At 63.6% G+C, this 19,588-nt stretch carries 19 protein-coding genes; 12 read left to right on the top strand and 7 right to left on the bottom strand.

The window, feature by feature from the left end; genetic code table 11:
- Positions 1 to 51 precede the first annotated feature (51 nt).
- The 3 genes from AC0L2R_RS05230 (at position 52) to AC0L2R_RS05220 (ending at position 3,419) form a co-directional block, all read left to right on the top strand.
- A complete protein-coding gene (locus tag AC0L2R_RS05230; protein WP_473507947.1) occupies positions 52 to 1,212 on the top strand; it encodes an acyl-CoA dehydrogenase family protein in 1,161 nt (386 codons plus the stop codon).
- Positions 1,213 to 1,294: 82 nt separating this feature from the next.
- A complete protein-coding gene (locus tag AC0L2R_RS05225; protein ID WP_473507946.1) occupies positions 1,295 to 1,747 on the top strand; it encodes a nickel-binding protein in 453 nt (150 codons plus the stop codon).
- A 268-nt stretch (positions 1,748 to 2,015) separates the two neighbouring features.
- Positions 2,016 to 3,419 carry an MATE family efflux transporter gene (locus tag AC0L2R_RS05220; RefSeq protein WP_473507945.1) on the top strand — a complete coding sequence of 468 codons (1,404 nt, stop codon included), beginning with the start codon at positions 2,016 to 2,018 and terminating at the stop codon, positions 3,417 to 3,419.
- Positions 3,420 to 3,459: 40 nt separating this feature from the next.
- Here the strand turns inward: AC0L2R_RS05220 and AC0L2R_RS05215 are convergent, their stop codons facing one another.
- From AC0L2R_RS05215 to speB, 5 genes are all read right to left on the bottom strand, one after another.
- Complete coding sequence (locus AC0L2R_RS05215) at positions 3,460 to 3,825, bottom strand: hypothetical protein (RefSeq protein WP_473495071.1); 366 nt, start codon at positions 3,823 to 3,825, stop codon at positions 3,460 to 3,462.
- Between the two features lie 112 nt (positions 3,826 to 3,937).
- Positions 3,938 to 4,585 (bottom strand): amino acid ABC transporter permease, encoded by a 648-nt coding sequence (locus AC0L2R_RS05210; protein WP_473507944.1) that lies wholly within the window; start codon positions 4,583 to 4,585, stop codon positions 3,938 to 3,940.
- The gene (locus AC0L2R_RS05205) at positions 4,582 to 5,250 is read right to left on the bottom strand and encodes an amino acid ABC transporter permease (RefSeq protein ID WP_023801531.1); all 669 of its coding nucleotides are present in this window, start codon (positions 5,248 to 5,250) and stop codon (positions 4,582 to 4,584) included. The genes AC0L2R_RS05210 and AC0L2R_RS05205 overlap by 4 nt, the downstream gene beginning before the upstream one ends.
- Positions 5,251 to 5,271: 21 nt before the next feature.
- On the bottom strand, positions 5,272 to 6,069 hold the full coding sequence (locus tag AC0L2R_RS05200; protein ID WP_473507943.1) for a transporter substrate-binding domain-containing protein: 798 nt from the start codon (positions 6,067 to 6,069) through the stop codon (positions 5,272 to 5,274).
- A 77-nt stretch (positions 6,070 to 6,146) separates the two neighbouring features.
- Positions 6,147 to 7,208: an agmatinase gene (speB, locus tag AC0L2R_RS05195; protein WP_473507942.1), complete on the bottom strand. Its 1,062-nt coding sequence runs from the start codon at positions 7,206 to 7,208 to the stop codon at positions 6,147 to 6,149.
- A gap of 223 nt (positions 7,209 to 7,431) precedes the next feature.
- Between speB and gcvA the strand changes: the two genes are divergently transcribed.
- The 8 genes from gcvA to AC0L2R_RS05155 all read left to right on the top strand — a co-directional run bounded on the left by gcvA (position 7,432) and on the right by AC0L2R_RS05155 (position 16,329).
- Positions 7,432 to 8,406: a transcriptional regulator GcvA gene (gene gcvA, locus AC0L2R_RS05190; protein ID WP_236393237.1), complete on the top strand. Its 975-nt coding sequence runs from the start codon at positions 7,432 to 7,434 to the stop codon at positions 8,404 to 8,406.
- A 190-nt stretch (positions 8,407 to 8,596) separates the two neighbouring features.
- Positions 8,597 to 9,901 (top strand): nicotinate phosphoribosyltransferase, encoded by a 1,305-nt coding sequence (gene pncB, locus AC0L2R_RS05185; protein ID WP_023801535.1) that lies wholly within the window; start codon positions 8,597 to 8,599, stop codon positions 9,899 to 9,901.
- A gap of 194 nt (positions 9,902 to 10,095) precedes the next feature.
- Positions 10,096 to 11,553: a hypothetical protein gene (locus AC0L2R_RS05180; RefSeq protein WP_473507941.1), complete on the top strand. Its 1,458-nt coding sequence runs from the start codon at positions 10,096 to 10,098 to the stop codon at positions 11,551 to 11,553.
- A gap of 166 nt (positions 11,554 to 11,719) precedes the next feature.
- Complete coding sequence (locus AC0L2R_RS05175) at positions 11,720 to 13,024, top strand: ABC transporter substrate-binding protein (protein ID WP_473507940.1); 1,305 nt, start codon at positions 11,720 to 11,722, stop codon at positions 13,022 to 13,024.
- 26 nt (positions 13,025 to 13,050) lie between these two features.
- Positions 13,051 to 13,932 (top strand): branched-chain amino acid ABC transporter permease, encoded by an 882-nt coding sequence (locus AC0L2R_RS05170; protein ID WP_473507939.1) that lies wholly within the window; start codon positions 13,051 to 13,053, stop codon positions 13,930 to 13,932.
- Positions 13,929 to 14,891 carry a branched-chain amino acid ABC transporter permease gene (locus tag AC0L2R_RS05165; RefSeq protein WP_473507938.1) on the top strand — a complete coding sequence of 321 codons (963 nt, stop codon included), beginning with the start codon at positions 13,929 to 13,931 and terminating at the stop codon, positions 14,889 to 14,891. The genes AC0L2R_RS05170 and AC0L2R_RS05165 overlap by 4 nt, the downstream gene beginning before the upstream one ends.
- Positions 14,888 to 15,613 (top strand): ABC transporter ATP-binding protein, encoded by a 726-nt coding sequence (locus tag AC0L2R_RS05160; protein ID WP_473507937.1) that lies wholly within the window; start codon positions 14,888 to 14,890, stop codon positions 15,611 to 15,613. The genes AC0L2R_RS05165 and AC0L2R_RS05160 overlap by 4 nt, the downstream gene beginning before the upstream one ends.
- Positions 15,610 to 16,329: an ABC transporter ATP-binding protein gene (locus AC0L2R_RS05155; protein WP_473507936.1), complete on the top strand. Its 720-nt coding sequence runs from the start codon at positions 15,610 to 15,612 to the stop codon at positions 16,327 to 16,329. Before AC0L2R_RS05160 ends, AC0L2R_RS05155 begins: the two co-directional genes overlap by 4 nt.
- Here AC0L2R_RS05155 and AC0L2R_RS05150 read toward each other — a convergent pair whose 3' ends face one another.
- Both AC0L2R_RS05150 and pncA read right to left on the bottom strand, forming a co-directional pair.
- Positions 16,330 to 17,760 (bottom strand): sodium:proton antiporter, encoded by a 1,431-nt coding sequence (locus tag AC0L2R_RS05150; RefSeq protein WP_473507935.1) that lies wholly within the window; start codon positions 17,758 to 17,760, stop codon positions 16,330 to 16,332.
- 41 nt (positions 17,761 to 17,801) lie between these two features.
- A complete protein-coding gene (gene pncA, locus AC0L2R_RS05145; protein WP_473507934.1) occupies positions 17,802 to 18,401 on the bottom strand; it encodes a bifunctional nicotinamidase/pyrazinamidase in 600 nt (199 codons plus the stop codon).
- Positions 18,402 to 18,706: 305 nt separating this feature from the next.
- Here pncA and AC0L2R_RS05140 point away from each other — a divergent pair, with 305 nt between their 5' ends.
- Entirely contained in the window at positions 18,707 to 19,570 is an 864-nt protein-coding gene (locus tag AC0L2R_RS05140) for an FAD binding domain-containing protein (RefSeq protein WP_473507933.1), read from the top strand.
- Positions 19,571 to 19,588 lie beyond the last annotated feature (18 nt).

The raw sequence follows: 19,588 nt of genomic DNA, 5'->3' as shown, positions 1-19,588 counted from the left end.
GCAGTGAACATTGCGCGCTTGAACGAGAGGTTTCACCGAAAGGAGGCAGATATGACCGCCGCAGCTCGAAAGCATACCGTCGAAGACCCCCTCGAGGCAGTACGCCGGCTGGGCCCGACCATCGCCAGTCGCGCCGCAGACATCGAGAGTGCCCGCCGCATACCTCGCGATCTGCTTGATGAACTGACAGGCGCCGGCTGTTTTCGTGTCCTGACGCCAACCTCGCACGGTGGTCTCGGTGCCGACCTGGCGAGCGGGATGAGGGTCTTTGAGGCCCTCGCCCGTGCCGACGCATCGGTGGGCTGGACTGTCATGATCGGCAGCGCCTCGTGGATCGACCTGGTGGGGCTTCCCCGTGCCACATTCGACAACCTGTTTGCTTCGCGCCGCAACGTCATCTTTGCCGGCGTATTCAGCCCGTCTGGCTCGGTCACGGCCGTCGAGGGCGGCTACAATGTCACGGGGCGGTGGAGCTTCGCCAGCGGCTGTGAGCACGCCGACTGGTTGTTCGGCAACAACGTCGAGAGCATCGAGGATGGAGTACCCCACCTGCGCACGGTGGTGTTCTCTCCCGACCAGGTTGTGATCGAGAATACCTGGAACGTCTCGGGCCTGTGCGGGACCGGAAGCCATCACTTCCGTGTCGACGACGTCTTTGTGATGTCCGAGCGGACGCTCGTTCCGCTCGTCGACAAGCCATGCATCGACGCCGTCATCGTTAATATCCCGCCGCCGGTCCTGGCATCACTCAGCATCGCGTCGATCGCTGTGGGCATTGGGCAAGGCGCGTTGGACGACATCATCGAATTGGCAACCAAGAAGACTCCTCTCCTCGCCGAAAGCACTCTCGCCCGAAGCGGCTATTTCCAATTCGAGCTGGCCAATGCCGACGCAGCACTCCGTGCGGCTCGAGCATTGTTGTACGAGAGCGCCGAATCGGTGTGGGCGACCGTGGCAGGCGGATCACCGCTGGCTATCGAGGATCGGGCACGCATCAGGGCGGCGGCAGTGTGGGCAACCAACCGCACCGCTGAGGTGGTGACCAGCGCCTATCGCGCCGGCGGCGGCAGTTCGCTCTATGCCTCTTCGCCTCTGCAAAGGCGTCTGCGCGACGTCAATGCCCTGACGCAGCACTTCCTGGTCAAAAACGACACGCTGACAACGGCCGGCGCCATTCTCGCCGGCCAGGACGTATCGGTGATGGTGTTCTGAAAGGAGCAAAAAGACGGATCTCTACGTCATCCGTCGCCGAGGAGCCTAGGCCGATCTGGATGTATTGGGTACGGCCGCCGAGATGTCAAAGCGTGTCGGCGAGGAAATGTCCGACCAGGTTCGCTGGATTCGCAGCCACGTCGTCAACGAGTCCGACGGCCGTATCGGGTCGGTCTGCATCTATCAGGCGCCCGACGAAGAATCGCTCCGCGAGCACGGCCGTCGCATCGGCGCACCGGGTGAGGAGTTCGCCGTCGTCCAAAACACAGTGGTCGTGCGGGACGACCCGGCCGGCAGCGACGGGATCGAGGCTGTTCATCAATTTTTCCGCTTCCTCGTGCGTCTTTGCGGCCTGACCGTCATAGAGGTCGATCGCGATCGCCCTGATCCCAGATGCCAACATCGACGCCTTGATCGAACTTGCAGCGCTGGACCTGCTGGCGTCCAGATTAAGCACGCCGCTCCAGTTCGCCGAGCATCTCAACCGCGCCTTCGAGCAGGGCTTCAAGCTGGGCGACAAGCCAATCACCCCTGAGATCGTCGCATCCACGCTCGCGCCCGACTTTGACGATCTCGCGATGATCTCGCGCCCAACCCCAGATGATCTCAATCCGCTAATCATAGCGGCTTCTGCGCTCTCTGGCTCAACTCTTCCCCTGAGCCAGCCCCCTTGCCATAGCTGCCCATTTCGTGGACAAGCCGTGCGGATAATGCGGAATCCGGGCCGATCACGGCCATTTTCCGCGCTGAGACGCGGCTTCCGGCCCTTTTTGCCGACGCGCCGCAATCGGATAGGCGAAATAATGTCTGCGATCGAAGCCGGCGCGCGCGCGCCGGAAAATCTTTGGCGTCGGGAAATCAAGGCGACGCTGGCGCTCGCGTGGCCGATGGTGCTCACCAATCTCGGCCAGACCGCGATGACCGCCACCGATGTCATGATGATGGGGCGGCTGGGTCCGGACACGCTGGCCAGCGGCGCGCTCGGGGCCAACCTCTATTTCATGCCGCTGATCTTCGGGCTCGGCCTGATGCTGGCGACCTCGCCGATGATCGCCACGGAACTCGGCCGCCGTCGCCACTCGGTGCGCGATCTGCGCCGCACCGTGCGGCAGGGCCTGTGGCTGGCAATCCTCATCTCAATCCCGATCTGGATATTTCTCTGGTACGGCGAGGCCGTGTTGCTGGCCATGGGCCAGGAACCGGCGCTGGCGCATCAGGCCGGCATCTACCTGCGCTGGCTCGAATGGGCGGTGCTGCCGTTCTATGGCTATATCGTCCTGCGCTCGTTCATCTCGGCGCTGGAGCGGCCGGGTTGGGCGTTGGTCATCGTCTTCGTTGCCGTTGCCTGCAATGTGTTCTTCAACTGGGTGTTCATGTTCGGCAATCTCGGCGCCCCTTCGATGGGCATCGCCGGCTCCGGCCTCGCCACCACGCTGTCCAGCATGCTGATGTTCGCCGGCATGGCGGCGGTGGTGACGATTGAGCCAAAATTTCGCCGCTACCAGCTGTTCGGGCGCTTCTGGCGGGCCGACTGGCCGCGCTTCAAGGGCCTGCTGCGGCTCGGCCTGCCGATCGCCGGGCTTCTCGCCTTCGAGGTGACGATCTTCAACGCGGCGGCCCTTCTCATGGGCCTGATCGACGCCGCCTCGCTCGCGGCGCATGCCATCGCCATCCAGATCGCTTCGATCAGCTTCATGGTGCCGCTCGGCCTCAACCAGGCGGCGACGGTACGCGTCGGGCTCGCCCATGGCGCCGGCAATCCGGAAGGTGTTTCCCGCGCCGGCTGGACCGCCTTTGTCATCGGCGTCTCGTTCATGGCGCTGATGGGGCTGGTGATGATCCTGTGGCCGCAACTGCTGATCAGCGCCTTCATCGATCTCGGCGACCCGGCCAATGCCACTGTGATCGGGCTTGCCGTGTCGTTCCTGGCCTTTGCCGCGCTGTTCCAGATTTTCGATGGCGCCCAGGCCGTGGCCGCCGGCATGCTGCGCGGCCTGCACGACACCCAGGTGCCGATGATCTATGCCGCGATCGGCTATTGGGGCATCGGCCTGCCGCTCGGCGTGCTGCTCGCCTTCCATTCCGGGCTCGACGGCGTCGGCATCTGGATCGGCCTGTCGTTGGGGCTGGCGGTGGTGGCGGCGCTGCTCCTGGCGCGCTGGCTGCGGCGCGACAAGATCGCGCCGCCGCTCTCCTTTGGGCATTGATGAAAGCGGCTTCGTCACGAAGCAGGACGGGTCGTGACGTCTATGGATATTTCGTCTGATTTGCAGTTGCGGCCTGTGGGCTTAAGTCGCTGTGCAACTCCTTTGGCAGTGGAAGGCTTGAGCACCGCAAGTGCACCGCGCGGGCGAACAATTTTCGTTGCTTCTGCTGGTGCTCCTTGATGGCTGCTGCGAGCCCTAATCCGTACGGGCCAAGAAAGACGCCGGTTCCCCAGCCCGGCTGCTTTTTTTCGCGAGCGTCGTAGTCGGAAGCCTCCATGCGGGCTTGCTGGCATTCCGGCGACGCCCATTTCCGGTCTTGCTTCGAAAGCGACGCTCCATAGTCGACCGGAGAGGTCGCGCATCCGGCCACTGTCGCGGCCAACGCGACGAACATTGCAATTCTCATCCCCAAGCCCTTGATAACGCATTGTGAGAGTACACAGAACTCTTCTTCCAACAAGGAGGTAACTCCGAAGGAGCGAAGAAGGCATTCGAACGCTAAGCGCAGAGGCGGCTTGCTAGTGTGAAGTCGCCCGTCGTTCAAGCGAACGTGCATATTGCGTCAGCGGGAAGCACATGACGAAGAAGATCAAGGCGACCAGCCCATAGACGGTGAACGGCTCGAAGGTCGCATTGTTGATGGCGTTGGATGTCCTGACCAGTTCCTCGAAACCGATGATCGAGGTCAGCGCGGTCGACTTGATCAGCTGCACCAGGAAACCGACGGTCGGGGCGCGGGTGATCGAAAACGCCTGCGGCAGGATGATCAGCCTCAGTTCCTGCAGATAGTGAAGGCCGAGGCTGGCGCCGGCGTCCCACTGGCCGCGCGGCAGCGCATCGACGCCGCCGCGCCAGATCTCGGCGAGATAGGCGCTGGCGAAGAAGGTCAGGCCAAGCGCTGCAGCGGTCCACGGCTCGATGCGCAAGCCCAGCATCGGCAGGCCGAAGAACATCAGGAAGAGCTGCATGAGCAGCGGCGTGCCCTGGAAAAGCGCAATGTAGCCCGACGCAAGCCGCCGCGCCCATTTATTTTTGGCGATCCGGAAGAACAGCACGACCATGCCGACCACGCCGCCGCCGACGAAAGCCGCCAGTGACAGAAGCACCGTCCAGCGCGCGGCGAGCAGAAGGTTGCGGACAATATCCCAGAAGGTAAATTCGATCATGACACGCCGGCTCCCAGAGCGCGGCGGCCGCCGCTGACCAGCAGCCGGCGCAGCCCCATCGACAGGACGAGATAGACCATCGTCACCACGAAATAGGTCTCGAAAGCACGGAAGGTGCGCGCCTGCAGCATGTCGGCCTCGTAGGTCAGTTCGCGCACCGCGATCTGCGACACCACGGCGGACTCCAGCATCATGATGATGATCTGGCTGGTCAGCGCCGGAAAGATCACCTTGAGCGCTTGCGGCAGCACGATCTTGACGAAGACCTGACGCAGCCTGAGCCCAAGCGCAAGGGCTGCTTCCGTCTGCCCGCGCGGCACCGCGTCGAGCCCGGCGCCGACGATCTCGATCGTGTAGGCCGCCATGTTGAGCGTCATTGCCAGCATGGCGGCCAGCAGCGGATCGAGCCTCACGCCGATGCTGGGCAACCCGAAGAAGATGAAGAACAGCTGCACAAGGAACGGCGTGTTCCTGATAATTTCGACATAGACGCCGATTGCCCGCTTGAGCAGCAAGGGGCCGTTTCGCCGCCCTGCTGCGCCGAGGATGCTGAGGAACGTTCCCGCCAGCGTGGTCACGGCGATCAAAAGGATCGTCATGGCCGCCCCGCGCGCGATCGCACCTGTCGCATCGGCAAGCCAGCCGAAGTCGAGGCTGTAGCCCATGATAGGTCCTTACCTCGGAGATCAATCCTTGAGGTTGTCGGGATTGAGCGGTGTTTTGAGCCAGGCTTTCGAGCTTTCGTCCAGCTTGCCGTCGGCCAGCATCTTGGCGACCGCGTCGTTGACCGCCTGCTTCAGGCGGTCCTCGTTCTTGTTGAGGCCGATATGCGAGGGCGAGGTGAGAAGCTGGAACTTCTGCTCCGGCTTCAGTGCCTCCTGGCGGGCGAGCACCTGGGCGCCGACATCGTTGCCGACGACCATCAGTTGGGTCTGACCCGAGATGAAGGCCTGGATGACGGAATTATAGTTGTCGAAACGGCGGATGTCGGCCGAGGCGGGTGCTGCCTCGGTCAGCGACGTATCTTCCAGCGTGCCGCGGTTGACGGCGATCGACTTGTCGGCGAGATCGTCCTTGCCTTCGACCTTGAGCGCGGCCGGGCCGATCACGGCGATATAATAGGGCGCGTAGGCGGCGGCGAAATCGATCACCTGCTCGCGCTCCTTGGAGTAGCCGACGCTCATCAGGATATCGACGCGCTTGTCGGTAAGATACGGGATGCGATTCTGCCCGGTCACGCTGACCAAGTTGAGCTTGACCTTGAGCTGGTCGGCGATGAACTGCGCCACGTCGACGTCATAGCCCTTGATGCTCATATCGGCACTGGCCGAGGAGAAGGGCGGAAAGTCGGAGAAAATGCCGACATTGATCGCGCCGGCCTTAGTAATGTCGTCGAGCGCGTCGGCATTGGCGGCCTGGGTGGCAAGACCGAGGCCGGCGAGCAGCAGCACGGCGGCGATGGATGATTTCATGTGAAATGTCATTGTCGTTCCCCTGCTGGAAGCTTGTTTTGTTTGAATGCGGCCGCCGGCTCCAGCGCGGCGGTCGCCTTGGATGTGCGTTAAGCTCGCTTGCCTGAGATCGCCGGGCTGAACACCATCAGGCTGAGGATTTCGAACAGCACCTGCGCGCCGGCATGGGCCGTGTTGCTGGTTGCGTCATATTGCGGCGCCACCTCGACGACGTCGCCGCCGACGATGTTGAGCCCTTTGAGGCCGCGCAAAAGTTCAAGCACTTCCCGCGTCGTCAGCCCGCCTACTTCCGGCGTGCCGGTGCCCGGCGCAAAGGCCGGGTCGATGCTGTCGATGTCGAAGGACACATAGGTCGGGCCATCGCCAACGATCTGGCGCGCCTTCGCGATGATGGCGGGCATGCCGAGGCCGGTCACCTCTTCGGCATGCACGACGGTCATCCCGGATTCGTAGGTGAACTCCCACAGATATTCGGCCGAGCCGCGGATGCCGATCTGGATTGTGCGCGACGGATCCAGCACCCCGTCCAGCACCGCGTTGCGGAACGGCCCGCCATGGTGGAACTTGGTCATGTCGAACAGGCCGCTGGTGTCGCAATGGGCGTCGATATGGATCATGCCGACCGGCGCCTTTTTGCCGACAGCCTTCAGGATCGGATGGCTGATCGAGTGATCGCCGCCGACCGAAAGCGGAATGACGCCGGCGTCGACGATCTGGTTGGTGCGGCGCTCGATGTCGTCATGGCTGGTCTCCAGCCGGTAGCGGCTCTGGAACGGCACGTCGCCGATGTCAGCCACCTTCAGTTCGTGTGTCGGCGCGCATTCCAGCACATGGTTGTAGGGGCCGATGCGCTCGATGGCGCGCAGTGCCCTTGGCCCGAAGCGGGCGCCCGGCCGGTTGGTCACGCCAAGGTCCATCGGCACGCCGATCATCGCCACCTGCAGATCGCCGAAATCAGGATTGTCGGCGGCGATTTCCCGGTAGGGCGCGCTGAGGAAGGTCGGGATGCCGGAATAGGGCGCCAGCCGCGTGCCGCTCTTGGAAAAAATCTTGTCGGCGACGCGCCGGAATTTTGGGTCGAACATCTCGCCGCCATGGCTTTCGCCATATTTGCGGCGCAACGCTTCGAGCTTGCCGCTGTTATAACCCATGTCGGTCCTCCATGGCTGGTGCAGTGCGGCCATCAATGACGGTCGCCATTCCTGCCGGCTGCCTGCGGATTTCACGTCTTGATGCTGTACGAGCCAAAGTGTCTTGCAGCTGCATTGAAAAATCAATTGATATTGTTAGGGTGTTTGCTGTGAGAAAATCTCACATTAATGTCGAGCACGGTCTTATCCAAAACCGGGGGGATCGTGTTCCTTTGAGGCTCCGATGGCCAAGCGTCTGCCTCCCCTGAATCCATTGCGGGCCTTCGAGGCGACGGCGCGCCATGCCTCGCTGACCAAGGCGGCGGCTGAGCTCAACGTCACCCACGGCGCCGTCAGCCATCAGATCAAGGCGCTCGAACAGTCGCTGGGCGTCAAGCTGTTCCAGCGCGCCGGTCAGCGGGTGAAGCTGACGCCGCACGGCGCCGAATTGCTGCCGGCGGTGTCGACTGCCTTCGACGGCATCGCCGCCGCCACGCAGCGCATGACGAGGCCGGCGAGCACCGGCGCCCTGTCGGTGTCCTGCGTGCCGGCACTGCTGCTGCTGTGGATGATCCCGCGGCTCGGCAGCTTCACCTCGCAGTATCCCGATATCAGGCTGACGCTGATCCCGTCGAATGATGCCAAGGACGTCCGCGCGCCACATATCGATATCTGCGTGCATTATGGCGATGGCAGCTGGACCGATTGCTGGATGCGCAAATGGTCGGGCCTCGAACTATTCCCGGTGGTCAGCCCGACCCTGATCAACAACCGTCCGATCCGCACCGTGCGCGACCTCGCCGATCACGTCTTCCTGCACGGGGACGACGGCCGCGAATGGCACACCTGGCTGGCCGCCGCCGACGCGCTGGATCTGGAGCGCGGCCGCCGCCATCATCTCGGAGACGCGCGCATGGCGAGCGAGGCGGCGGTCCACGGCCATGGCGTGGCGCTGGGCGATACGGTGACAGCAAGCGGACTGCTTGCCAGGGGACTGCTGGTCGCGCCGTTCAGCCTGTCGGTGCCGGCGGTCGACGATTTCTATGTCGTCTGCCGCAACGAGATGAGGTCGGCGCCGATCGTGCAGCTGTTCATCGACTGGCTGTTTGCCGAAAAGGAGCAGGCCGACGGCCGCGCCGATGCGCCGGTGGCGGGCCGCATCGGCATCCGCAGGAAGCGTCCGGCGCTGAGGGTGATCGGCGCCAAGACCGCGCCCTGAGTTGCTGCAGCCGACGCAGCGCGCTTCCCGCAGCCTTTTCTTTTTGTCGGGCCAGCCGGCAAAGCGGGAGGCGCATTCAAAAATTCAATGCTAAGAGGCATTTGGAGCAATTCCCGGAATAGTGCGCAGCGGCTTCCCGGGAAAAGCGCTAAACAAAAGCTAGGGCGAGCAGCGAAGGCGGCATCGAGACATGACCAAGACCGATATAGCGCGGCGCGTCTACAACCACACCTGGAAGCTCGACCCGATTGTCCGCAGCCTGCTCGACACCGATTTCTACAAGCTGCTGATGCTGCAGATGATCTGGGGCATGTATCCCAAGATCGACACCACGTTCTCGCTGATCAACCGGACCACCTCGGTTCGCCTTGCCGAGGAGATCGACGAGGCAGAATTGCGCGATCAGCTCGACCATGCCCGCACCTTGCGCTTCTCCAAGAAAGAGATGATCTGGCTTGGCGGCAACACCTTCTATGGCCGCAAGCAGATTTTTGAACCGGAATTCCTCGCCTGGCTCGAGAATTTCCAGTTGCCGGAATACGAGCTTTCCAAGCGCGATGGCCAGTACGAGCTCACTTTCAGCGGTCCGTGGATGTACACGACGCTGTGGGAGATCCCGGCGCTGGCAATTATCAATGAACTTCGCTCTCGCGCCGCCATGCGGGCGTTCGGGCCCTTCGCGCTCGACGTGCTCTATGCCCGCGCCAAGGCCAAGATGTGGGCCAAAACCGAGCGGCTGAAAGCGCTGCCGGATATCCGCATTTCGGATTTCGGCACCCGCCGCCGCCATTCCTTCCTGTGGCAGCGCTGGTGCGTCGAAGCGCTGAAGGAAGGCATCGGCGAGGCTTTCACCGGCACCTCCAACGTGCTTTTGGCCATGGACAACGACCTCGAGGCGCTCGGCACCAACGCGCATGAACTGCCGATGGTGTTCGCCGCGCTCGCCAATTCGGAAAAGGAAATGAAGCAGTCGCCCTACAAGGTGCTGCAGGACTGGCAGCGCTACTATGGCGGCAATCTGCTGATCGTGCTGCCGGACACCTTCGGCACCGCGGCGTTCCTGCGTGACGCGCCGGACTGGATCGCCGACTGGACCGGTTTTCGCCCCGACAGCGCGCCGCCGATCGAAGGCGGCGAAAAGATCCTTTCCTGGTGGCGCGGAAAGGGCAAGGATCCCAGACAGAAGCTGCTGATTTTCTCCGACGGGCTCGAGGTCGAGACCATCGAGGAAACCTACCGCCATTTCCACGGCAAGGTGCGCATGTCCTTCGGCTGGGGCACCAACCTGACCAATGATTTCGAGGGCTGCGCGCCGACCAAAACCAACCGGCTCGACGCCATCTCGCTTGTCTGCAAGGTCACCGAGGCCAATGGCCACCCGGCGGTCAAGCTCTCCGACAATCCCGCCAAGGCCACCGGCGACGAAAAAGAGATCGAGCGCTATTTGCGCATATTTGGCGAGAAAGACCGCGTGGAGCAGCTGGTCAAGGTGTAAGGGGCTGCGGATGGTTTCGCCTCGCCAAAAGGGAAATCTCGGATAGCGTGAGTTCCCGCCCACCCCCCTCTGTCCTGCCGGACATCTCCCCCGCAAGGGGGGAGATCGGCAGTTCGTTCGAACGGCGCCCTTCCTGCAACGTTGAAGATTGGCGAAAGCCGGCAAGCCAGCCAATCTCCCCCCTTGCGGGGGAGATGTCCGGCAGGACAGAGGGGGGTGCGAAGGATCACTGCGGGCGAGCATATTCTTTCTGGACGGGAGCTTTCATCTGTTCGGCTTTCATCGCATCACCCACCCCAGCCTTCGCCCATGCCTCCGATCGCGGCCACGTCCTGCTTCTGCCCACCGTCTACTACGTCGCCGGCGGCGCGTTCGCGGTCGCAGCCAGTTTTCTTGTCCTGGCGCTGCTGCCCTCAGACTTTCCTGCCCGCTTCTGGCGGCGGCGCCTGCCGCTGTTCGCATTCGGCGACGGCGCGCGGGCGGTCGTCAGCTTGATATCCTTTGCCGGCTTTGTAATTCTGATTGCGGCCGGCCTGTTCGGCAGCCGTGATCCGCTCTCCAACCCGCTGCCGCTGGCGATCTGGACGCTGCTCTGGGTTGGCCTGGTTTTGCTGCAGGGGCTGTTCGGCAATCTCTGGTCATGGCTCAACCCGTGGTACGGGCCCTGGCGTGTCATTTCGCGCCTGTCCGGCAATCGCAAGGTCGTCAATCGCAAGACATGGCGACCGCCTGCGTGGCTCGGCTGCTGGCCGGCTTTCGCGCTGTTCTTCGCCTTCGCCTGGTTCGAGTTGATCGACCCGGCGCCCGACGACCCGGCGCGGCTCGCCTGGGCCGCCGGCCTTTATTGGCTGCTGAGTTTTGCCGCCATGCTGGTGTTCGGCTACCGCGACTGGACCCGGCGCGGTGAGTTCCTGACCGTCTTCCTCGCCATGGTTGCGCGCTTCGCCCTGCTTGAGCGCAAAGGCGGTCGGCTCAGTCTGTGCTGGCCGGGCGCCAAGCTCGGCAATGCCGCGCCGCTGTCGCTCAGCGGCATTGCTTTCCTGCTGCTGGCGCTGTCGTCGGTGTCGTTCGACGGCCTGTCGAAAACCTTCTTCTGGCTCGGCCTGTTCGGCATCAATCCGCTGGAAGTCCCGGGCCGCACGGCGCTGATCGGCATCGGCACCTTCGGGCTCGTGCTGACGTTCGTCCTGCTTGCAGCCGCGTTCATCCTTGCCAGTGTCCTCGGCCAGCATCTTGCAGGCAGCCCGCATTCCCTCAGTCAGGCCGCAGGGCTGCTGGTCTGGTCGATCGTGCCGATCGCGCTCGCCTATCATTTTGCGCACTATCTGACGGCGCTGCTCGTCGACGGCCAATATGCGCTGGCTGCGCTTTCCGACCCGTTCACGCTGGGCTGGAACCTGTTCGGCACCGCCGGCATGCCGATCGAAGCCGGCGTCGCTGCCGGCGCCGGCTCGGCATGGTGGCTGTGGAATTTCCAGGCCGGCGTCATCATCATTGGCCACATGCTCGCCGTGCTCGTCGCGCATGGCCTCGCCTGGCGATTGCATCCGCGTCCCGCGGGCGCCGCGCTCAGCCAGTTTCCGCTCACCGTGCTGATGATCGCCTATACGGTCTTCGGCCTGTGGTTGCTTGCCACGCCTTCGGTCGGGTGAGACAAAACCCGGCTTCGATGACGTCGATCAGTCCCCGGGGGAAAGCTCGCTTGCCACGTCAGGGCTTTGATGATTTAGTTTGTACACATGCAATTTCGGCGCTCTCACCAAGAGGGGCCCGTCTCGCTACAGCCATTGGTCAAACTCAAAAACAAGGGGAACTGCCGTGACTGACAAGAATGGGTTTTTCGATCTCTCCAAAACCGTTCTCACCCGCCGCACCGCGCTCAAGGGGTTGGCCGCGGGCGCCGGCTTTGCCGTCGCGCCTGGGTTCGTGCGCTACAGCCAGGCGCAAAGCTCGGCGCCGATAAAGATCGGCTTCCAGTGCCACCGCACCGGCATCGGCGCCGCCTATGGCCGCTGGTACGAGCGGACCACCGCAGCCGCGGTCAAGGCGATCAACGAAGCCGGCGGCATCAACGGCCGGCCGGTCGAGGTGATCATCGAGGATGACGGCACCGATCCCGGCCGCGGCGCCGAAGTGGTCGGTAAGTTCGCCACCCAGCACAAGACCGACATCGTCTACGGCACGCTGTTTTCGCATGTCGTCATCGGCTCGGCGCCGGCCGCCGGCGAGGCCAAGATGCCCTATTTTGTCGTCAGCGAAGGCCACCACGTCGCCTCGACCAAACTCAACCGCTACGTCTTCCAGCCCGGCATCACCGACGTGAAGAGCCAGATCCAGGCGATGGCGCCGTGGATCGCGGCGAATGCCGGCAAGAAGGTGACGCAGATTTTCCCCGATTTCGCCTTCGGCTACGACCATCGCGACTACCTGCCGCCGGCGCTGAAGGCGCAGGGCGCCGAGGTCATCGCCCAGATCGCCATCCCGCCGACGGAATCGTCCTTCACCAAATATTTTCCGCAGATCCCGGCCGAGACCGAGGTGATCTACCACGTCATGGTCGGCCCTGCGGTGCTTACCTTCGTCAAGGAACTCGGCGAGTTCTACGGCTCCAGCCGGCCGCAGCTGTTCGGCTTCATCGATTCGCTCGAAGCCACCGACATCAACAGCCCCGGCCTCGAATTCCTCGACGGCAGCCATTTCTGGGAAGGCTCGCCGCGCTACGCACAGCCAGATGATTCCGCCGCGCAGAAGGCCTATCGCGCCGCCGTCGGCATCGACGACAATGGCGCTGCCGTCGGCGATCCCAAGGACGTCTCCACCGCCGCGCACATGTTCGGCTGCTGGGAAACGCTCTATGTCGTCAAGAAGGCGATGGAGGATGCCGGCTACAAGGGCCCGGAAGACCGTGCCAAGCTGGTCGAGGCGACCGAGGCCTTGCCCGAGTTCGCCGAGGGCCCCGAGCATCCGCAAGGGCCGAAGACCTTCAACGGCAAGATCCACCAGTGTTTTGGCATCCAGAACATCTCCAAGGTCGAAGGCGGCCGGCTGAACGTCGTCCACAAGACCAAGATCGAGGACGGCCTCTACGAGCCGGAAGGGGATTACACGACCCAGGCGCTGTGAGCTTGCACCCCGCCAGCGTATAGCCAATGCACTTCGGACCTCATCTTCTTCTCGCCGCCCTCGAAGGCCTCGTCACCTCGGCCGTGCTGGCGCTGACGGCGCTTGGCCTGTCGCTGGTGTTCGGCGTCATGCGCGTCGTCAATGTCGCCCATGGCGAGTTCTTCATGCTCGGCGCGGTGCTTGCCTGGGCGATCTCCACGGCGATATCAGGCCATCCGGCGCTCGGCTTCCTCGCAGCCCTGGTGCTGGCGCCGCTGATCGTCGGCCTGATCGCGCTGGTCTCCGAACGGCTGGTGCTGCGCCGGCTGAATTACAATCCGGAAGCCACCATCGTCGCCACCATCGGCATGCTCTACATCATCCAGCAACTGGCGCTGACCTTTTATGGCCCGGAGGCACGGCCAGTGGAGCCGCCCTTCAGCTACCGCATCCTTTTGCCGTGGTTCGGCTACTCCGGCTACAAGCTGTCGATCATCGCCGCATCCGCGCTTCTGCTGGTGGCGACCTGGTTCGTGATGACGCGTACGAAAATCGGCCTTGTCATGCGCGCCACGCAATATGACAGCGAAACGGCGCAGGCCTTTGGCATTCCGGTCGACCGCGTCTATGCCGGCGTCTTCGCGCTCGGCGCCATGCTGGCGGCAGTGGCCGCGGTGCTGATCGTGCCGATCAGCCAGGCGCATTATCTGATGGGACAAGACCCGTTGCTGCTGTCCTTCATCGTCGTCATCATCGGCGGCCTCGGCTCGCTGCGCGGAACCGTGGTCGCCGCCGTGCTCATCGGCCTGTCGGACGGCATCATCTCGGTGTTCTTCTCGCCGACGCTGGCCAAGATCATCGCCACGCTGCTGGTGGCCATGGTGCTGGTGTTCCGGCCGCAAGGCCTGTTCGGGACGGCATCGCGATGAAGGAGGCTTCACCGTCAAAGGCCTATGCGTTGCATCTGGGCGTCATCGTCCTGCTGTTCGCCCTAAGCTTCGTCCTGCCGGAATATCACCACGGGCTGCTCGCCCGCATCATGGTGCTGGCGGTTTTCGCCATGGGCTACAACCTGCTGTTCGGCTATGTCGGGTTGCTCAGCCTCGGCCACGCCATGTTCTTTTCGGCTGGGCTCTATGGCGCAGGCCTTGCCGTCATCCACCTCGGCTGGAGCGTGCCGGCCGCCTTCGCCGCCGGCCTTGCCTGCGGCGCGCTTCTCGCGCTGGTGATCGGGCTGCTGGCGCTGCGCACTTCCGGTGTCGCCTTCATGATCGTCACCATGATGTTCGCGCAGGTGTTCTATCTGATAATCCTCTATCTCGCGGCCTGGACCGGCGGCGATCAGGGCCTGGTGGTGCCGCAGTCGGCGCGTGTGCTTGTTTTGGGCGACACCTCGCTCGGCCTCACCAATCCGACCGTGCGCTACATGAGCGCGCTGGTCCTGTTCTCGATCGTGCTGCTGGTGACGCTCGGCATAGTCCGCTCCAGGTATGGCCGTGTGCTGGTCGCCATCCGCGAAAACGAGGAGCGGACCAAAATGCTCGGCTACGACATTTTTTCCAACAAGCTTGCCGCGGTCGTCGTCTCCGGCACCATCTGCGCGGCTTCGGGCGCCGCCTACGCGCTGCTGTTCGGTTATGTCGGCTCGACCTTCGCCTCGGTGCAATATTCCATCCTGCCGCTGCTCTGGGTGCTGCTCGGCGGTGCTGCCACCACGCTCGGTCCGCTGATCGGCACTCTGTTCATGTACTATGTCGTCGACGTCACCAGCGGCTACACCTCGGCCTATCTGCTGATCGTCGGCATCGCCCTCATCGCGCTGGTGCTGTTCTTTCCCAGGGGCATTCTCGGCACCATCCGTCAGCGCTGGCTCGGATGGCTGCCATGATGCCGCTGCTGACGACCAAAGGCCTGTCCCGCAATTTCGGCGGCCTGCGCGCTGTCGATGGTGTCGATTTCGCCCTCATGCCGGGCGAGATCCGCGCCGTCATCGGCCCCAATGGCGCCGGCAAGACCACCTTCGTCAGCCTGATCAGCGGCCGCATCCAGCCGTCATCGGGCATGATCGTCTTCGACGGCGCCGACATTACCAACCTGCCGGCCTACGCCAGGGTCCGCCTTGGCATCGCCTACACCTTCCAGATCACCAGCGTCTTCGCCAACCTCACCGCCTACGACAATATCGCGCTGCCGGTGCAGCGCACGCTGACCGACGGCCGCTCGAAAGGTGCTGTGCATGCCGGCGTCATGGCGGCGCTGGAGCGCACCGGCCTTGCCGACCGCGCCCATATGCCGGCCGGGCAATTGTCCTATGGCCATCAGCGCCTGCTCGAAGTGGCGATGGGGCTGGCGCTGAAACCGCGCCTGCTGATCCTCGACGAGCCGACGCAGGGGCTGGCCGACAGCGAGATCGACAATTTCATCGGGCTGGTGCGCGAGATCGCCAAAAGCGCGACCGTGCTGCTGATCGAGCACAACATGCCGGTGGTCATGCAGCTTGCCGACCGCATCACCGTCTTCAACGCCGGCAAGATCCTGGCCGAAGGCACGCCCGAGCAGGTCCGCGCCAATACGCAAGTGCAGGACGCCTATTTGGGGACGACCCCATGACGCAACCACGGGCTGAAGCACTGACCATCTCCGGGCTCGACTGCTTCTACGGCGAGGTCCAGGTGCTCTACGGCCTCGACCTCGTGTTGAACAAGGGCGAGGTGCTTTGCCTGTTCGGCCGCAACGGCGCCGGCAAGACGACGACGCTGAAGGCGATCATGGGACTCGTTCCCACACGCGCCGGCTCGATCAGGCTCGACGGCAGGGAATTGACCGGCCTGCCGGCGCACGACGTGCCGAAGGCCGGCGTCGCCTATGTGCCGCAGGGCCGGCGGCTGTTTGCCGAGATGACGGTGGCCGAAAACATCGAGATCGGCCTGATGGCCCGCGGCAAGGGCAAGGTGACGCGCGAAAACGTGCTCGACCTCTTCCCGCTGCTGCGCCAGCGGCTGAGACAACGCTCCGGCACGCTGTCGGGCGGCGAGCAGCAGATGCTGGCCATGGCGCGGGCCCTGTGCCTCGATCCGCAGGTGCTTCTGCTCGACGAGCCGACCGAAGGGCTGATGCCGTCGATGATCGCAAAAATCCGCGAGACGGTAGCGAAGCTGCGTGTATCAGGCGTCTCGACGATCCTGGTCGAGCAGCGCGTCGATGCTGTGCTGTCCGTCGCCGACCGGGTCTCGTTCATCGAAAACGGCCGCAACCGCGAGACCGTCGATGTCGAGGAGCTCCGCGCCGATCCGTCGGCGGTCCGCCGCTATGTCGGCGTCGGCTGATCAGCGAAAGAACAGGAAACCCGCGATCAAAAAAATCGGGATCAGCACCGCGCCCGACCATGCCATGTAGCCGAAGAAGCCCGGCATTTTTACGCCGCGATGCCTGGCAATGGCGTAAACCATGAAATTCGGCGCATTGCCGATATAGGTGTTGGCGCCCATGAACACCGCGCCGGCCGAGATCGCCGCCAGCGTCGAGGCGAAGGTGGTCATCAGATGCTGCGGATCGCCGCCGGCGAGCTCGAAGAACACCAGATAGGTCGGCGCATTGTCGAGGAAGGACGACAGCACCCCGGTCATCCAGAAATACGCAAGGTCGTTGGGCTCGCCGGTGGGCGAGCTGACCAGCGAGACCAGCGGCGCCAGCGCGCCGCCGGCACCGGCCCTGAGAATGGCGATGACCGGAACGATGCAGATGAAGATGCCGGCGAACAGTTTTGCCACTTCTGATATCGGCTCCCAGTGGAAGTTGTTCGCCCGCCTGTGGCTCTTGCTTGAGACAGCGAGCGAAAGCAAGGCGAGGGCCAGGATGATGGCGTCGCGCACAAGGTTCTGCAATTCAAGGCTCACGCCCTGGACGGAGAACGCCACGCCCGGGTTCCAGGTCGCGGAAAGCAGGATCGCGCCGATCACCCCGGCCAGCAGCGGGAGGTTGGCCAGGCCTCGGATGCGCACCTTGGTGTCCGGTGTCGGATCCTTGATTTTCGGTGCGCCGGCCTCGCGGTGATGCAGGATGATGTCCATGGCCAGGAAGACGGCCAGCACCAGGCCGCCGACGAACAATGTCTCCTGATAAAGATTGGCAGCGGTCCAGAAGAAATCGATGCCGCGCAGGAAGCCGACGAACAGCGGCGGATCGCCGAGCGGCGTCAGCGAGCCACCGATGTTGGACACCAGGAAAATGAAGAAGATGACGACATGGGCGTTGAACGGCCGGTTGTCGTTGGCGCGCAGGATCGGCCTGATCAGGATCATCGAGGCGCCGGTCGTGCCGATGACCGAGGCGAGCATCGCCCCGATCAGCAGCAGTCCGGCATTCACCAGCGGCGTGCCGTGGATGTTGCCGGCGACGAGGATGCCGCCCGAAATGGTGAACAGCGCAAACAGAAGAATGATGAACGACATGTATTCGGTGAGCAGCGCATGCAGCACCGCCTCTGCAGCCGAAGCCATGCCGAACGCCAGCGCCAGCGGCACGACCGCAAGCGCCGCCCAGAACAAGGTGATCTTGCCGTAGTGATGCTCCCAGACATGGTGGAAGAGCAATGGCCCGGTGGCGATCGACAGAAGCAGGCCGGCAAAGGGCAGCGCCCACCACAGCGACATTGCTTCGCCGGGCAATTCGTGGGCCTCGGCTGCAAGCACTGTTCCCGGAAACAGGGTTGCGACTGCCACCACAGCGCCCGCCGTCAAAGCCGCCGCAAACCGCATGATACCCCCTCTGGAATTGTGTCGAATGCGATTGGTGATGTTCAAGCCAGCGTCACGCCGGCATCGCGCATTCGGTTCAGCATCGTCTCGAGTGAGCCATTGAGATCGATGCCGCGGCAGGCGTCGAGCCGCACTGTCGTGTGAAAGCCGCGCTTGACCGCGTCGAGCGCCGAGAAGGCGACGCAATAATCGGTCGCCAGGCCGACCAGGGTCAGCGTGTCGATGCCGCGCTCCTTGAGATAGCCGGCAAGGCCGGTCGGCGTCGCATGGTCGTTCTCGAAGAAAGCCGAATAGCTGTCGATCTCCGGGCGGAAACCCTTGCGGATCACCAGTTCGGCCCTGGTCCAGGCAAGGCCCGAATGGAAATCCGAACCCAGGCTGCCCTGGATGCAGTGGTCGGGCCACAGCGTCTGCGGGCCATAGGGCATCTCGATCGTTTCGAACGGCTGCTTGCCGGGATGATTGGAGGCAAAACTCGAATGGCCGGCGGGATGCCAGTCCTGCGTCAGCACGACATGTTCGGTCCGCCGGATCAGGTCGTTGACCAGCGGCACGATCTCGTCGCCGCCGGCCACCGCCAGCGCGCCGCCCGGACAGAAATCGTTCTGCAGGTCGATGATGACAAGCGCTTCGTCGGCCATGGAGCCTCCCTCTTGTTTGTCCCGGAGGCATGAAGTCTGCCGAAACGAATCCGGTGTTCGAACCCGCCGAAAATGCCGCTGACGCAACGGATGCAGAAACTTGACCAGATGGCCGGCTGCGTCAACTCCAACGGTATAACAAATGCGTGCCGTCGCGCCGATGCGGGCGCCGGCGCAAAACTCTGGCTTTGACAATTCCTGCCGGCTTGATATCATTTGCATACGAATGAATTTGACCGGCTCGGAGGCCGGCAGGTCCGTCGGCGACCCTTACTTTTGGGAAGGCCCATTTTGGGAAGGCAAGCGTGATCCGTTACGCGAAACCCACCACGATCGACGAGGCGCTCGCTTTGCTTGGCGAGGCTCCGTGGCGCATCCTTGCCGGCGGCACCGATTTCTATCCGGCACAAGGAGCCAAGCCTTTCCGCGACAATGTCCTCGATATCAACGGCCTGGCGACGCTGCGCGGTATTGCTGAGACCGACAGCCATTGGCGCATCGGCGCGCGCACGACCTGGACCGATCTTGTCCGTCATCCGCTGCCGGCGGCCTTCGACGCGCTGAAGCAGGCGGCGCGGGAAGTCGGCTCCGTCCAGATCCAGAACGTCGCCTCCATCGCCGGCAATCTCTGCAACGCCTCCCCGGCGGCCGACGGCGTGCCGGCGCTGCTCGTCCTCGACGCCGAGGTCGAACTGCGCGCGGTGGCGATGGTCCGCCATCTGCCGCTGGAAAAATTCATCCTGGGGAACCGCCGCACGGAACTGCAGCCGGGCGAAATGGTCACCGCCATCCGCGTGCCGAAAGAAGCGGCCACCGGCACGTCGGTTTTCGAAAAACTCGGCGCGCGCCGCTATCTCGTCATTTCGATAGCCATGGCGGCGGCTCGCTTGACCATTGAGGATGGCATCGTCGCCAACGCCGCCCTCGCCGTCGGCTCCTGTTCGGCGGTCGCCAGGCGTCTTGCAAGTGTCGAAGCAGCCTTGCGCGGCCTCCCGGTCAACGACGCTCTCGTCGCTGCGATCCAGTCCGCACCGATGGACGAGCTTTCGCCGATCGACGACGTGCGCGGCAGCGCCGAATACCGGCTGGACGCCGCGCGCGAGATTGTCGCCCGCGCCGTTCTCGGTGCCGCGGGTCACGCGTCGGTCGAGAAGGTAGCGGCGGCATGAGCCAAGCTCAACCTGGCA

The sequence above is a fragment of the Mesorhizobium sp. WSM4820 genome (assembly GCF_055811075.1).
This window is presented reverse-complemented; position numbering and strand designations above follow the sequence as displayed.